The organism is Thioalkalivibrio versutus (genome assembly GCF_001999325.1).
GTDB lineage: Bacteria > Pseudomonadota > Gammaproteobacteria > Ectothiorhodospirales > Ectothiorhodospiraceae > Thioalkalivibrio > Thioalkalivibrio versutus.
Map to the genome: position 1 here is coordinate 25,020 of NZ_MVAR01000008.1, position 14,199 is coordinate 39,218.

Sequence of the window (14,199 nt, forward strand, 5' to 3'; positions counted from 1 at the left end):
CGCTATAACCGAGACAGGGATTGGCGAAACGGGCCATACCGGGGGTGCTGCAGGCGGCCCCGGGTGTTGCAACACTGCACCGTTTCCGCCGGGCCCTCCAACAAGAAAAGGAGGCGGGATGACCACAACCGAACTGGCCGAGATCTGCATCCGACACAGTCGCGACCCACACCTCATCAGCGACACCCGGGGCCGTGTCCTGTTCGCCAACCCGGCCTTTCACCAGACGCTGCAAATCCCCTCCGATGCCCGCCTCACCCTGGCGAACCTCGGACCACTGAATCTCGAACAACACCTGCAAGAGGCCGCCATTGCCGCCGGTGAGCACGATGCCGACGCCAACAGCACGCCGCACGCCCTGCACTTCTCGCTAATGGCGGAACTGGACGACGAGACCCTCCCGCTGGAGGTGATCAGCCAGCCACTGCGCCTGAACGATGACCAGCGCGCGCTGCGTCTGATCACCCTGCAACCGCAGCGCCGGCGAACAACCGCGGTGGAAACCGTCAGCGAGGACGGACAGGACGGGCTCGAGGACAGCCACTTCCATTCCCACGACGCCAGCTGCCGGCCCACGCTGCAGTTCGCACGGCGCGTGGCCGCCAGCGACGTGCGCGTGATGCTCATGGGCGAATCCGGCACCGGCAAGACGCGCCTGGCCCGGGCCATCCACCAGTCCAGCCGCCGCATCCGTGCCCCGTTCGTCGAGATCAACTGCGCGGCGATCCCCGAGGAGCTGCTGGAATCCGAACTCTTCGGCCACGCCCGCGGGGCCTTCTCCGGGGCGGTCAGCGACCGGGTCGGGCGCTTCGAGGCGGCCGACGGCGGCACCTTGTTCCTCGACGAGATCGGAGAGATGAGCCCGCGCCTGCAGGCCAAGCTGCTACGCGCGGTCCAGGATGGCGCCTTCGAACGCGTCGGCGAGAACACCACCCGGCAAGTGGATGTGCGCATCCTTTCCGCGTCCAATCAGAACCTGCGCAGCCGCGTCGAGGCCGGCGCGTTCCGCACCGACCTGTTCTACCGCCTCGCGGTCGCCACGGTGGAAATCCCGCCGCTGCGCGAGCGTCCCCGGGATCTGGAAGCCACCCTGCAGGCCTACGAGGTGCACCACGGCATCCGCATCGCGCCGCATCTGAAGGAACGGCTGCAGGAGCACCCCTGGCCAGGCAACTTCCGCGAGCTGGAGAACGTCTTCGAGTGTCTGACCCTGCACGCCCGCAACGGTCAGGTGGACGACTTTCCCCTGCCCCAGCCGATCCGGATGGATGCCGATGCGGCGGACACGATCCATGCGCCGCGCACCAACCGCCATGACCCGGCCCACGTTCCCGACGGCCAACCGAACAACCGGGCGGGCCACCCGACCCGCGACGGCCAGCCCAGCGAGCATCCGGAGGCCCGGCGCCTGCGCGAGGCACTGGTCGCCCATGCCGGAAACCGCTCGCAGACCGCCCGCGCCCTGGGCATGGATCGCAGCACCCTGTGGCGCAAGCTGCACCGCTACCAGCTAGTCTGAACCTGCGGCTGGCAGACGACCGCCCCCACAAGAAAAGGCCCCGGAGGTGTACACCCCCGGGGCCTTTTCGGTTGCCCTGCCCGCGCCTTCCGCCGGCGCGAAAAGACCTAGCGGTACTGTCGCAGGTGGCGGGCGCCATCGCGGTGGTGGCGGTCATACACTGGCGCCAGGCGCTCGATCATCGAACGCCGCTCGCTCGTCGGCAACAGCCCCAGGGCGCTGTCCCAGGCCCGCATCGCGCCCGCGGCATCGTCAGCGGCATACAGGGCGTTGCCCAGCTCGCCGTAGAGGTCGGCACGCTGCGCCGAGGTGGCCGGAATGTCTTCCAGTGCCGTGCGCAGCACCTCGACCGCCTCCTCGGGTCCGCCCCGCCAGTAGGCGACACGCCCGGCCTCCAGCGCCTCCTGCACCTGCCGCGCGACCTCTTCTTCGCTCATCGGCTCGCCGGTGGCCCGGAGCTGCGCCTGTTGCTGCGGGTCCGGAATCGGGCGCTGTGCGCTGCCCTCGTCCTCACGCTCGTAGGCCTCGCCCGTCATCGGGTCCATGTCGCCCTCCGACAAACGCCCCTCACGCGGCGCTGTTTCGTCCGCTGGGGCCGGGGCATCCTCGGCGACCGCAACGGCCTCGACATCCGTGTCCTCCGGCACCGCATCGGCGCTGGGGGCCAGTACATCGCGCGCCGACCAGGCGATCAGCCACAGCACGATCACGATCAGGATCCAGTAGCGATTAACGAAACTTCTCTGCTTGTTGTCTGCCTGTTCCATGCCTCACCTTTTCCGGTTTTTCCATTGGCGGAGCGACTCGGGCAACACGGATGAATGCATTCATCAGCGCTACTCCGGGGTCTCCGTCAAGCGTTCATTCCATTACCTATTTCTATCCTGCACCGAAACGCCTTCCAGAGCGAACAGGATAATGGACAGCACATCGGCGCCAATTCTCCCTTGTAAGGGGATGCTGATTAAAACACCCGGGCGGCGTGGGTCAGCGCAAACCGAGCACATCCTGATGCCCGACGGTCAGCTCGACCTCGCCGCGCGCGAGCGCCACGGCGCGCGCCTCGCCCCAGGCACGCAGATCCGCCGCCCGGCCCGGGTCGATCGCGCTGGCCGCGGCCACCCAGCCGTCGATCAGGGCCGCACCCAGCCCCGCCCGATGCGCGTCAATCCGCCAGTCACTGGCGCAGGTTTGCACCCGGTACCCCAGCCCCTCGAGCCGCGCCGCACAGGCCGGCGCGGCGGTCGGCCCCAGGGCCGGGCCGAACCCCTTGTCCGAGCGCTGGTGGCGATTGACCGCGTCCTCCAACTCGGCATCCAGGGCATGCGGCTGCGACCAGCGAATCCGTCCGTCATAACTCAGTGCGAACAACACCGCGGCGCCCTGTTCGGCGCAGGCCGCAAGCAACCGGTCCAGCCAGTCCTCCGAAACCAGATCCAGCAGCGCCGAACCCGTCACCAGCGACGATCCGCCCGCGAGGGCCGCAGCCGGATCGTCGGCCAGGTCGCTCACCCACCGCTCGAGCTCAATCCCGGCGCCGGGAGCGACGGCGCGGCCCAGCAGCCCGGTATCGTGATCCACCAGCCGCCAGTGTTGCGGGGACGGCAATCGCGGCGCGAGGTAGCGCAGGTTGGAGCCGGTGCCGCTGCCCAGATCCGTCACCTCAAGGGGGCCGGCGACACGACGCCCAGCCAGATGCGCACGCAGGGATTCGACCAGGGCCTCCGGCCGGGCGGCATGATCGGCTGCCTCGCGCAGGGCCAGCCAGTCGGCGTCGAAGGATTCCGTCATTGCAGCCACGCCTCCAGCGTCTGTTCCAGTGCGGCCACCGCACCATCCCAGTCCGAACGTTCCGCCATCGCGTCGCGCGCCACCCGTCCCATCCGGTAGCGCGCTCCAGCATCGACCAACAAGGCGTCAATGGCCTCGGCAAGCGCCCCGATATCTCCCGGCGGCACCAGCCGACCAGCCGCCTCCGGCACGGTCGCAGGGATCGCCCCACCAGTGGTACCGATCACCGGCAAGCCGCGCGCCATCGCCTCGGTATAGGCCATGCCGAAGCCCTCGTAAGCGCTGGGCAGGACAAACAGCGAGGCCCGCCCGTACCAGCCCTCCAGCGCCGCATCATCGCATTCGCCGGCCCACTCGATCCGGTCTCCAAGCCCGGCCTCGGTGATCGCCGCCTCCACCCGCTGCACATAGGCCGCGCCCCGCCCCCGCGACCCCACCAAGCCCGCCCGCCAGTCCGTGGTCCGTATGCACGCCAGGGCCTGCACCAGTTCCAGCTGGCCCTTGCGCGGCACGACCGAGCCCACACAGAGCAGCAGCGGCCGCTCGCCGGGACCGGGCCCCAACGCCTGCGGCCGCGGCTCGATCCCCGGCGGTATCGCCTGGAGCCGCCCGGAAGACACCCCCCAAGTGGCCACCTGCCCGGCGGTGAAGGCACTGGTGGCCAGCACGCCCTCGACCTGCCCCACGGCGGCGCGTTCACGCGCCAGCAGGTCATCGGCCCGCGCCGGTTCCAGCCCGGTCTCCAGACCCAGCGGGTGATGCAGCAGATAGATCAGATGCAGGCGCTCGGCGTGGCGGGCCAGCACCCCGGGAAAGGCACCCGCCGCCAGGCCATCCAGCAGCACGGCCCGCCTATCGGGAAAGCCCGCAAGCGCGGCGTCCAGGGCCGACTCGGCCGCCGGATTCGGCCCGGGGAATGCTCCCTCCAGCTCGCGCACCGTCACCGTCCAGCCGCGCACCCTCAAGCCCGCGACCATGCGCGCATCGTAGCGATACCCGCCGGTGCGCTGCTCCAGCGACCCCGGCACCACCAGGCCGAGCTCACGCATTCGGCTCAGGGTGCCGCCTCGTAGCTGGCCCAGGCCACGTGCGACTCGTTCAGCGTCACGCACACCGCGTCCAGCTCGCGGGCCGATTCGCCCAGCTCACCGTCATGGATGGCGCGCGCCACGCGCTGATGCAACGCATGGGCGAGGAACTCGGTGGTGGTGTTCTGGCCGCGAAACTCCTCGCGCTCGTCCAGGTTCTGGTAGTTCAGATCGGCCAGGAGGGCCTTGACCACCTCGCTGGCGCGGCCGATATCCACCACCAGCCCGTCGGCATCCAGTGCCTTGCGGCGGAAGGTCACGTCGACCACGTAGGTCGCGCCGTGGAGCTTCTGGGCCGGGCCAAAGGTCTCGCCGGAAAAGCTGTGGGCGATCATGAAATGATCACGGACGTTCAGGCTGTACATCGGGCAATTCCCCGCAGGTCGCGTTAATCGGAAAAGGGTCAATAACGGATACGGTGGCAGAGCGTGCGTTCGGCCTCGGGCCCGGAGACACGCTGCATCGCCGTCGGCAGGTCGGCGAACGCATCCTCGCCACTGATCAGGGCATCCAGCGCCGGATCGGTCAGCAGCGACAGCGCCAGCGCCAGGCGGCGGCGATAGTCCCAGCGCGCCGCGCGCTCCGGCGGGATGCGTCCGACCTGCGAGCTGCGCAACGTCAGCCGCCGCGAGTGAAAGGCCTCGCCCAACGGCGCCGGCACCGGCTGATCGCCGTACCAGCTCATCTCCACCACCCGGGCCTCGACCCCGGCGAGCGCCAGCGCCTGCTCCAGCCCGGCCGGGTTGCCGCTGGCATGCACGACCCCGTCCAGGCCCTGCAGGTCCGGATTCGCTTGCGCCGCGTCCGGGGTGCAAAGGCTCAACCCCAGCCGGACCGCCGCGTCCTCGCGCTGGGGGTTGGGGTCGATCAACGTCACCTCGGTGCCGGGGATCGCCCGCAGAAGCCAGGCCACCAGCAGCCCGACCACCCCCGCCCCGATTACGGCGATGCGATCCCCCGGACCGGAGTGCGCATCCCAGACCGCGTTGATCGCCGTCTCCATGTTGGCCGCCAGCACCGCGCGCTCCGCGGGCACCGCATCCGGGATCGGGACCACCGCGGCCGCGGGAACGACGTAGGCGCTCTGGTGCGGATACAGACAGAACACCCGCTGCCCCAGCGGCGCATCCCCTTCGCCCCCCGCCTCGACCATTCCGACGCTGATGTATCCGTACTTGACCGGCCCGGGGAACTCGCCCGCCTGGAACGGCGCGCGCATCGCCTGATGCTGGCTCGCGGGGACCCGGCCATGAAAGACCAGCGCCTCGGTCCCGCGACTGATCGCGGAAAACTGCGTGCGCACCCGCACCTCCCCCGACACCGGCTCCGCCAGTGCCTCCGGACGCAGTTCGCCCGTGCCGGGACCGACGACCCAGAAGGCCTGTTCGGGAGCCGGCGTGGTCACCGGAGGCACTGCAAGGTCGGCATGCAAGGCGGCGTCATCATCCGCGCAGTGTGGGCGAAGCGCATTCCAAGCGGCAACTCCCGGCGCGCGGCGTGGTCGCAAGGCAAGGCCCCGGAGACCTCCCACGGAGGGCTACAATCCCCCCCATGGAATCATCCACCGCCAAACGTCGCTCCGCGGCACGGATACGGACCGGTCTCCGCGTCTGGGCGGCCGACGGGCTCGTCGCCGGCCTGCTGGGCCTGGTCGTCACGGCGGCGCTGATGCTGCACGCCGAACTGGGACCGCACGCAATCCTCGGCTTTGTCGTGCTCTGGTTCGTGCTCGGCGCCCTGCTCGCCACCACCACCCCCCCGGACGGACTGGCCCGGGACGGGCGTGGCCCCGGCCCGGCCAACCGGGTCACGCTCCTGCGCGCCGCCCTGACCGCACCCCTGGGGGCCCTGGTATTCGTCCCCCCTGCCACGGGTGACCCATTGCTGGCCCTCTGGGTGATTGCGCTGGCGGGCCTGGCCCTGCTGCTGGACGGGCTCGACGGGGCCGTCGCGCGGCGAACCGACAGCGCCACCGCATTCGGGGCCCGCTTCGACATGGAACTGGACGCAGCGATGATCCTGGCTTTGTCCGTGCTCGCCTGGCAGATGACCGCAGTCGGCCCCTGGGTGATCCTGATCGGGCTGATGCGCTATGCCTTCGTGCTGGCCGCCCGCCCCTGGCCCTGGCTGGCCGGGGCGCTGCCACCCAGCCGCCGCCGCCAGACCGTCTGCGTGCTGCAGACCGTGGTGCTGCTTCTGGTGCTGATCCCCGGCCTGCCCGCCATTGCCGCCATCACCATCGCCCTGGCCGGGCTACTGGCCCTCGGCCTGTCCTTTGCCGTGGATATCCACTGGCTGTACCGCCACCGACCGGAGGTGTGTCATGACTGACGCCCGCAACCACCGCTTTTCCAGCCGCCTGCGCTCCGCGCTCCTGACCTGCCTGCTGACCGCGACCTTCGCCCTGCCCGCTGCCGCCCTGGCCGATGCCGACCGCTGGGTCATCGACCCCGACCACTTCGCAGTCGGTTTCCTGGTCGATCACGCCGGCTACGCCAAGGTCATGGGCATGTTCCTGGAGGCCGAGGGCGAGTTCACCTTCGACCCGGACTCGGGCGAGCTGGAGGGCGGCTTCTTCGTCGTGCAAACGGACAGCGTGTTCACCAACCACGCCGAGCGCGACGACCACCTGCGCAACGAGGACTTCCTGCACGTCGAGGCGTACCCGGAGATGCGCTTCACCGCCACGCGCTACCAGCCCACCGGCGACAACACCGGGCGCCTGAGCGGCGGCCTGGAGCTGCTGGGCGAGACCCGCACCATCCATCTCGACGTGACCATCAACAAGGTCGGGCGCTACCCGTTCCCGCTGGGTGGCCTGTTCGGCCGCCCGTACGTGCTGGGGGCGTCGATGCGTGGCAGCTTCGATCGTTCCGATTTCGGCATGACCTACGGCCTGACCCGCGACATCGTTGGCGACGAGGTCGAACTGATGATCGAGTTCGAGGCGCAGCGGCAGTAACGGACGGCCGTCTGAAAGGATTCACCACGAAGCACACGAAGAGACGAAGGAAACACCGGGGCGTGTAACCACAGAGGGCACCCAAGGCACGGTGCATGGAAAGCTCCCGGCCTGCCGCGCAGGGCGCGACGGCTACGGCCGGAAGACCGCGTGATCGCGTGATCGCGGGGTCCGGGGCATCCGGACGCAGCGGATCCGACACCCGGGACTAGAACACTTCCGCGTCATCCCGGCCGTAGCGCAGAGCCGGGATCTCCAGCCCATGACACCCACGCCGCCGCGCACCCCCGCGAGATCCCGGATCACCGCTTCGCGGTTTCCGGGACGACGCGGGTCGAGATCGCTCCCGAGTGCGATTCGATGGCAAAACGAAAAGGCCCCGGGCAGTAACGCGCCGGGGCCTTGCAGGGCGAAAGGACTGGGGGGGGGCGTCAGGCGGTCGTGTTGATGTTGGTGCCCACGTTTGCCGGCAGACCCTGTGTGGCGGCCTGCATATCGCCAATGTCGGGCAGTGCCTCCAGCATCGACTGAGCGGCCATCTCCTGCGACTCCATCGCCTTCTTCTGCAGGGCCACATCTTTCTGCATGGCCAGCTGCTGCTGGCTTTGCTGGGTGGCCATTGCGGCAATCGCGCTTGCGTCCATCCTGGTACTCCCGAACTCTGAATGTACAGGCCCTCCTGCGCTCAGGACGACGGACCTGCCCCCGGTGACGGCCGCATCCCGCAAGACTTGAGCCTCCATGCACGATTTTTTCGCACGCGGGAGAATGTTCAACGCACAACCGCACGAACGGCGATTAGCACCGGAACCCTCGTCCCTAATCCCTTCCCTTCTCCGTGCCCTCTATGTCCGCTGTGGCGCAACCCGCCCTTAGCCTTCTTCGCACCTGCATGCACTTCGTGGTGAACAAGGTCCTCGACCTTCAATCAGTCTTCCCGGCGTTGTGTCCGGCAGGACCTTCGGGCGCTCGGCAGACCCGCGCGGCAAAGCGCCGCATCACGCCACGGGCCACGCGATCCTCGGGTTCGATACAGAACCCGGCCTGCTCCACCGCGGCCTCAGTATCGCGATTCGGATGGCAACCGCCAGTGACGCAGGTCCAGGCCGGCTGCACCCGGTCCTGGGCCCGTCCCAGCAGCGGGCGGGTGTGGCGCACATGCTCCAGCATGCGCAACGCGCCGCCGTCCGCCAGCACCCGGCGCACCTCGCCCAGGGCCCGCGGCGGGTCCTGGACGCTGCAGAAAACCAGGCCGGAGACCACGCTATCGAACACCCCATCCGCAAATGGCAGCGCCTCGGCCTTCGCCACCACCAGCGGGACCGCCGGCGCACGGCGTCGCGCCCACCGCAGCGCGGCCAGGTCCGGATCCATGCCGATCACTTGCGTCGGATCCGCGTACAGCGGCAGATCGCGCCCGGTCCCGCAGCCGACCTCCAGCACCCGGCCTTCGGCGCCCTCCACCAGGCGCCGCCGCCAGCGGCGCAGCCCCAGAAGATCGGCACCAGCCATCAGGCCGTCATACAGCCAGGGGATCTGTTCAAGACCGCGCATCGCGACTCCGTGGGTGCCAGGGGGAGAAATGTGACGCATGCCACATTCTTGCGGCGGGTGGCAGGAACCTGTTTCCACAGTCCCTGTCCACTTATACAAGTTGCGGAAATCATCGGCTCGTGGCAACGGCAGCCGGTGATCCGCCGTTCGGACGCAAACCCTCCATCACACGGGTGTCCGAATGATCTTTGGCCCGGCGTCTTCGCCGGGCCATTTTTTTGCGTGGCCGCTCCGACCGGTACAGGCTGACGCGTTCGCGCCAGCACAGCGTCTCCCTCAGTTGCCGGTACGGCCGATCAGATTGAGGAATTCGCGCCGGGTGCGCCCGTCCTCGCGGAAGGCGCCCAGCATCACCGAGGTCGCCATCGAGGAGTGCTGCTTCTCCACCCCGCGCATGGTCATGCACATGTGCTTGGCATCCACCACCACGCCAACCCCCTTGGCCCCCGTCACCTGCATCAGCGCCTCGGCAATCTCGCGGGTCAGGCTCTCCTGGATCTGCAGCCGCGCGGCGAACATGTCCACGATGCGGGCAATCTTCGACAGGCCGATCACCTTGCCATCCGGCAGGTAGGCGACATGCACCTTGCCGATAATCGGCAGCAGGTGATGCTCGCACAGGGAGTACAGCTCGATATCGCGCAGCAGGACCATCTCGTCGTTATCGGACGAGAACAGCGCATCATTCACGATGGTGTCCAGGTCCTGCTGGTAGCCACGCGTCAGATACTGCATCGCCTTGGCCGCGCGCATCGGCGTGTCCCGCAGGCCCTCGCGTTGCGGATTCTCGCCGAGCCCGGCGAGAATCTCGCGGTAGTGCTCGGCGAGTTGTTCCGGGGCGGCCAGCGGCTGGCCCGAGGCAGGGGTGGCCGTCGGCTCGTCGGCCATGCGGGCATCTGCGTTCATCGATGGTTCCTTGTTCTCGTTCATTCTCGCGTTCTTCCTCTTTCCTGCTCAGGCCGCGATGGTGACCGCGAGGCCGGAGGCCAGGGCCAGCATCGCGCCCACGGTCAGCACCAGGCGCAGACCGAGATAGCCACGGGGCAACGCCCGCCGCTGCAGGCTCAGCCGGTCCACCCACCACACCCCAAGAAACAGCACGGCCAACGTCATCAAGGCCTGCGGCAGCGGCTGCAGCACCGCCAGCCAGGCCAGGACGGACGGCACCACCGCCCACACCGGCGCCGAGAGCGGACCCACCCGGTGCTGCCGATCCGCCAGATAGATTCCCCAGTGGACCGCCCCCAGGAACGACAGGATCACCGCACCATAGAGCGCCAGGGCCTCCAGCGCGAAAACCTGCCATTCGGGCTGGGCCATCCAGGCGCCGATGCCGAAGAACGCGAAGGGTAGCAGCCCGGCATACCCGAGCACCTGCAATGCAGGTGCCGGGGTATCCGGGCGCGCACCCTCGCCGCGCGCCTGCAGGGCCCGGTGGCCCAGGTACTCGCGCAGTTCAGGGAGGCCGCCGATCACCCCTTCGCGCGTCACAAACAGCGGCAGCACCGCGGCGCCGGTGGCCTGTTGCAACGCATGGAACTGCTCGCGGTTATGGGCCGAACCCATGCCCCACTCCAGCCGCTGCCAGCGCCCCGGGGCCGTCGCCTTCAGAAGCGCCTCGGCATCCCGGAAATCCGACAGCCCGGAGGTGATGCCCACGATCTCGTGGGTCGTCAGTGCATCGCGCACCTCTGCCGGCCACTCGGGGGCGCCCGCTTGCGCCTGGTTATCTGTGTTCACGATCCGCGTCTCCCGCTGCACCTGTTTCGCGGTATACCGCCCTCCTATTGGAAGCCGGGGAACTTTTTACCGCCACCATTTACAAAGATTGTACAGTTATTGTATAAGATGTACATCGCCCTGCGGCCCGGAGATCCACCACCATGCAACGCTCGCGCATCGCCGTCATCGGCGGAGGCATCGCCGGCCTGTCCGCTGCCTGGATTCTGCAGACCCGGCACCAGGTCCAACTGTTCGAAGCGGAACCGGAGCTCGGCGGCCATGCCCATACGGTGGAGGTACCCGATCCGCAGGGCCACACGGCCATCGATACCGGCTTCGTGGTCTACAACGAGCGCAACTACCCCCTGCTCACCCGCCTGTTCACGGAACTCGACGTCCCCACCCAGGATACGGACATGTCCTTCGGCTATTCGCGCCAGCCCGCGGGCGTCGAGTATGCCGGCTCCGATCTGAACACCCTGTTCGCACAGCGCCGCAACCTGGTGCGCCCGACTTTCCTGCGCATGGCGCGCGATATCCTGCGCTTCAACCGCCTGGGCAAGGGCCTGTTCGAGCGTGGCGAAAGCCCGGAGGGCACGCTCGGCGCGTTCCTCGCCCGACACCGACTGGGCCGCGGCTTCACCGAGGACTACCTGCTGCCGATGGCGGCCGCGATCTGGTCCTGCCCGCCCGAGGAGATCCGCGAGTTCCCGGCCGCCAGTTTCCTGCAGTTCTTCCACAACCACGGCCTGCTGGATCTGCGTGATCGCCCGCAGTGGCGCACGGTGGTCGGCGGCAGCCGCGAATACGTCCAGCGGCTCGCGGGGCGCCTGGAACCCGGCAGCGTGGTTCACCAACCGGTGCGCGCAGTGATCCCCGAGGCCGACCGGTGGCGGGTCCTGACCCACGATCAGGCAGCGGGGTTCGACGCGGTCGTGTTCGCCTGCCACGCCAACACCGCGCGCTGGCTGCTGAACAAGGCCGACCCGGCCCGCGAGCGTCTGCTCGCCGCCTGCCGCTTCCAGCCCAACCGCGCGGTACTGCACACCGACCCGGCGCTGATGCCCCGCTCGCGCCGCGTGTGGTCCTCCTGGAACTATCTCTCCGGGCGCTCCACCCAGGCGCGCGACAGCGTCTCGGTCTCCTACTGGATGAACCGCCTGCATCGCCTGGAACGGCGCCAGGACTACATCATCAGCCTGAACCCCTGGCGCGAGCCGCACCCGAACACCGTGCTCGGCGAACAGCACTGGGAACACCCGGTCATGGACACCGCGGCGGAGAAGGCGCGTCAGCGCCTCGCGGCCACCCAGGGCGAGAACAACCTGTACTTCGCCGGTGCGTGGATGGGCTACGGCTTCCACGAGGATGGACTGCGCTCGGCCGTTTCCATCGGGCGATCGCTGGGCATCGAACCGCCCTGGTCCTGCCCTGCGCACCCCCCCATGCAGAGCGCCCGCCAACCGGGCTCCGCCATTCACGGCGGCGTAGCAGCACCGGCGCACGCGCCGCCTGCGCAATCCCGGAGCGCGTGAATGGACGCCGCCCTGGTCCATGGCACGGTGCTGCACCAGCGGTTCTTTCCGCAGCAATATCGCTTTCGCTACCCGGTAACCAGCGCGTTGTTCGATATCGATCGCCTGGCGGAGACCACCCGGCGCTGCCGTCTGTTCTCGCTGAATCGCTTCAACCTGTTCAGCCTGCGCACCCGCGACCACGGCCCGCGCGACGGCCGCCCCTGGCGCCCGTGGATCGAGGCCCACCTGGCCGAACACGCCATCGACCTGGCCGGTGGCCCGATTCACCTGCTGACCATGCCGCGCGTCCTCGGGCACGCCTTCAACCCGCTCAGTGTCTGGTACGCCCGGCATGCCGACGGCGACCTGCGCGCCATCCTGCTGGAGGTGCGCAATACCTTCGGCGAGCACCACCACTACCTGCTGCACGAGAACGGCGCCCCCATGGCCCTCCCCGTGCGCCAGGAAAAGAACAAGGCCTTCCACGTCTCACCGTTCATCGACATGCACGCGCGCTACGCCTTCACCCTGACGCCGCCGCGCCTGCAGTCCGGCGCATCGCTGCGCATCGCGATCAACGAATACCAGGACCAGGACCTGATGCTGGTGGCCTCGCAACACGGCCGCCTGCGCCCGTTCAGCGACCGCGCACTGCTGGCCGCCTTCCTGAAGAAACCCTGGATGACCCTCAAGATCCTGCCGCTGATCCACTGGCAGGCTCTCAGAATCTGGTGGCGCGGCGGGCGCTATCACCCACGGCCCGCACCCCCCGCACAGGAGATCGACTAATGGCCCTCGACCACATCGACACCCCGCAGGAAGGCACGGCCCGGCGCGACTGGGCCCTGCGCCTGGTCGCCCGCGCCCTGAAAGACATCGACACCGGGCAGATCACCCTGATCGGTCCGTCCGGCGACCGCATCACCTTGCGCGGGCGCAAGGCCGGCGTCGAGGCGGTATGGCACTTCCGCCGCCCGTGGCGGGCCATCCTGCGCCTGCTGCGGCACGGCGATATCGGCTTCGCCGAAGGCTTCATCAGTGGCGACTGGATCACCCCCGACCTGCAGACGCTGCTGCGCTTCGCCACCGACAACGAGCAGGCCCTGGCGCCGATGGCCGAGCGCCCGACATGGCAGCGTGCCATCGACCGCATGCGCCACTGGATGCACCGCAACAGTCGCCGCGGAAGCCGCGCCAATATTCGCTTCCACTACGATCTCGGCAACGACTTCTACAACCTGTGGCTGGACCGCACGATGAGCTATTCATCGGCACTTTTCACCCGCGGCGACGAGGCCCTGGAACAGGCCCAGGCGCAGAAGTACACCCGCCTGCTGGATCAGCTGAACGCCGAGCCCGGCGCACACATCCTCGAGATCGGCTGCGGCTGGGGCGGCTTTGCCGAGATGGCCGCGCAACGCGGCTACCGCGTCACCGGCGTGACACTCTCGCAGGAGCAACTCGACTATGCCCGCGCGCGCATCGAACGCGCCGGCCTGAGCGACCGCGTGGAACTGCGTCTGCAGGACTATCGCGACCTGCAGGGCACCTTTGATCACGTGGTCTCGATCGAGATGTTCGAGGCCGTGGGCGAACACTGGTGGCCGACCTTCTTCGCCAAGGTCCGCAGCTGCCTGCGCCCCGGCGGCCGCGCGGCGCTGCAGGTCATCACCATCGCGGAGGAGGCCTTCGAGCACTACCGCCGCAACGCCGACTTCATCCAGCTCTACATCTTCCCCGGTGGCATGCTGCCCTCGGTCCCGCGCTTCAACGCGGAGGCCGAACGCGCCGGGCTCGCAGTCAAGGACCAGGCCCTGTTCGGCGAAGACTACGCGCGCACGTTGCGCCACTGGCACCGGGAGGTCCGCCAGGCGGAGCCGGTCATCGAGGCGCTGGGCTACTCGCAGTCGTTCCTGCGCATGTGGCGCTACTACCTCGCCTATTGCGAGGTCGGCTTCGACACCGCCCGCGTGAACCTGATGCAGGCGGTTCTGCAAAGCCCGGTCCAGTCCGCCGCGCCGGGCCGCGACCCCGCGAACCAATGAG

The 14,199-nt window shown here is 68.7% G+C and carries 15 protein-coding genes; 6 read left to right on the plus strand and 9 right to left on the minus strand.

Translation table 11 applies throughout. The features are described from left to right. Positions 1–118 precede the first annotated feature (118 nt). Complete coding sequence (locus B0684_RS03455) at positions 119–1,519, plus strand: sigma-54 interaction domain-containing protein (RefSeq protein WP_018168528.1); 1,401 nt, start codon at positions 119–121, stop codon at positions 1,517–1,519. Between the two features lie 107 nt (positions 1,520–1,626). On the opposite strand, the gene B0684_RS03460 is transcribed toward B0684_RS03455, so the two are convergent. The 5 genes from B0684_RS03460 to B0684_RS03480 form a co-directional block, all read right to left on the minus strand. Beyond that, the gene (locus tag B0684_RS03460; RefSeq protein ID WP_018168527.1) at positions 1,627–2,286 is read right to left on the minus strand and encodes a tetratricopeptide repeat protein; all 660 of its coding nucleotides are present in this window, start codon (positions 2,284–2,286) and stop codon (positions 1,627–1,629) included. 220 nt (positions 2,287–2,506) lie between these two features. Then, positions 2,507–3,310, minus strand: coding sequence for a hypothetical protein (locus B0684_RS03465; protein ID WP_018168526.1), 804 nt, complete (start codon positions 3,308–3,310; stop codon positions 2,507–2,509). Beyond that, positions 3,307–4,359, minus strand: coding sequence for a glycosyltransferase family 4 protein (locus tag B0684_RS03470; RefSeq protein WP_077276962.1), 1,053 nt, complete (start codon positions 4,357–4,359; stop codon positions 3,307–3,309). Before B0684_RS03470 ends, B0684_RS03465 begins: the two co-directional genes overlap by 4 nt. Positions 4,360–4,364: 5 nt before the next feature. After that, positions 4,365–4,763: a 6-pyruvoyl trahydropterin synthase family protein gene (locus B0684_RS03475; protein WP_018649800.1), complete on the minus strand. Its 399-nt coding sequence runs from the start codon at positions 4,761–4,763 to the stop codon at positions 4,365–4,367. A gap of 38 nt (positions 4,764–4,801) precedes the next feature. After that, positions 4,802–5,812 (minus strand): zinc-dependent alcohol dehydrogenase, encoded by a 1,011-nt coding sequence (locus B0684_RS03480; protein ID WP_026313023.1) that lies wholly within the window; start codon positions 5,810–5,812, stop codon positions 4,802–4,804. Between the two features lie 137 nt (positions 5,813–5,949). Between B0684_RS03480 and B0684_RS03485 the strand changes: the two genes are divergently transcribed. Then, complete coding sequence (locus B0684_RS03485; protein WP_018649798.1) at positions 5,950–6,729, plus strand: CDP-alcohol phosphatidyltransferase family protein; 780 nt, start codon at positions 5,950–5,952, stop codon at positions 6,727–6,729. Further along, positions 6,722–7,360: a YceI family protein gene (locus B0684_RS03490; protein ID WP_018649797.1), complete on the plus strand. Its 639-nt coding sequence runs from the start codon at positions 6,722–6,724 to the stop codon at positions 7,358–7,360. The genes B0684_RS03485 and B0684_RS03490 overlap by 8 nt, the downstream gene beginning before the upstream one ends. A 431-nt stretch (positions 7,361–7,791) precedes the next feature. On the opposite strand, the gene B0684_RS03495 is transcribed toward B0684_RS03490, so the two are convergent. The 4 genes from B0684_RS03495 to B0684_RS03510 form a co-directional block, all read right to left on the minus strand. Further along, on the minus strand, positions 7,792–8,004 hold the full coding sequence (locus tag B0684_RS03495; protein WP_018649796.1) for a putative motility protein: 213 nt from the start codon (positions 8,002–8,004) through the stop codon (positions 7,792–7,794). A 280-nt stretch (positions 8,005–8,284) separates the two neighbouring features. Further along, on the minus strand, positions 8,285–8,914 hold the full coding sequence (locus B0684_RS03500) for a class I SAM-dependent methyltransferase (RefSeq protein ID WP_018649795.1): 630 nt from the start codon (positions 8,912–8,914) through the stop codon (positions 8,285–8,287). 276 nt (positions 8,915–9,190) lie between these two features. Beyond that, positions 9,191–9,844 (minus strand): GTP cyclohydrolase I FolE, encoded by a 654-nt coding sequence (gene folE, locus B0684_RS03505; protein WP_018168518.1) that lies wholly within the window; start codon positions 9,842–9,844, stop codon positions 9,191–9,193. Positions 9,845–9,868: 24 nt separating this feature from the next. Then, positions 9,869–10,675: a DUF3429 domain-containing protein gene (locus B0684_RS03510; protein WP_018649794.1), complete on the minus strand. Its 807-nt coding sequence runs from the start codon at positions 10,673–10,675 to the stop codon at positions 9,869–9,871. A 122-nt stretch (positions 10,676–10,797) separates the two neighbouring features. On the opposite strand from B0684_RS03510, the gene B0684_RS03515 reads away from it, so the two are divergent. Genes B0684_RS03515 through B0684_RS03525 form a run of 3 tightly spaced genes read left to right on the plus strand, consistent with a single transcriptional unit; the run spans position 10,798 to position 14,198 of the window. Continuing rightward, positions 10,798–12,171, plus strand: a complete 1,374-nt coding sequence (locus B0684_RS03515; protein WP_077276963.1) for an NAD(P)/FAD-dependent oxidoreductase — start codon at positions 10,798–10,800, stop codon at positions 12,169–12,171. Next, positions 12,172–12,942, plus strand: coding sequence for a DUF1365 domain-containing protein (locus B0684_RS03520; protein WP_018649792.1), 771 nt, complete (start codon positions 12,172–12,174; stop codon positions 12,940–12,942). Continuing rightward, positions 12,942–14,198, plus strand: a complete 1,257-nt coding sequence (locus B0684_RS03525; RefSeq protein WP_018649791.1) for an SAM-dependent methyltransferase — start codon at positions 12,942–12,944, stop codon at positions 14,196–14,198. The genes B0684_RS03520 and B0684_RS03525 overlap by 1 nt, the downstream gene beginning before the upstream one ends. Position 14,199: the final 1 nt, after the last annotated feature.

Bases quoted from the DNA above. Each gene is read 5' to 3' on its own strand.
- B0684_RS03455 (WP_018168528.1), top strand. From the start codon at position 119: ATGACCACAACCGAACTGGCCGAGATCTGCATCCGACACAGTCGCGAC.
- B0684_RS03460 (WP_018168527.1), bottom strand. From the start codon at position 2,286: ATGGAACAGGCAGACAACAAGCAGAGAAGTTTCGTTAATCGCTACTGG.
- B0684_RS03465 (WP_018168526.1), bottom strand. From the start codon at position 3,310: ATGACGGAATCCTTCGACGCCGACTGGCTGGCCCTGCGCGAGGCAGCC.
- B0684_RS03470 (WP_077276962.1), bottom strand. From the start codon at position 4,359: ATGCGTGAGCTCGGCCTGGTGGTGCCGGGGTCGCTGGAGCAGCGCACC.
- B0684_RS03475 (WP_018649800.1), bottom strand. From the start codon at position 4,763: ATGTACAGCCTGAACGTCCGTGATCATTTCATGATCGCCCACAGCTTT.
- B0684_RS03485 (WP_018649798.1), top strand. From the start codon at position 5,950: ATGGAATCATCCACCGCCAAACGTCGCTCCGCGGCACGGATACGGACC.
- B0684_RS03490 (WP_018649797.1), top strand. From the start codon at position 6,722: ATGACTGACGCCCGCAACCACCGCTTTTCCAGCCGCCTGCGCTCCGCG.
- B0684_RS03495 (WP_018649796.1), bottom strand. From the start codon at position 8,004: ATGGACGCAAGCGCGATTGCCGCAATGGCCACCCAGCAAAGCCAGCAG.
- B0684_RS03500 (WP_018649795.1), bottom strand. From the start codon at position 8,914: ATGCGCGGTCTTGAACAGATCCCCTGGCTGTATGACGGCCTGATGGCT.
- folE (WP_018168518.1), bottom strand. From the start codon at position 9,844: ATGAACGAGAACAAGGAACCATCGATGAACGCAGATGCCCGCATGGCC.
- B0684_RS03515 (WP_077276963.1), top strand. From the start codon at position 10,798: ATGCAACGCTCGCGCATCGCCGTCATCGGCGGAGGCATCGCCGGCCTG.
- B0684_RS03520 (WP_018649792.1), top strand. From the start codon at position 12,172: ATGGACGCCGCCCTGGTCCATGGCACGGTGCTGCACCAGCGGTTCTTT.
- B0684_RS03525 (WP_018649791.1), top strand. From the start codon at position 12,942: ATGGCCCTCGACCACATCGACACCCCGCAGGAAGGCACGGCCCGGCGC.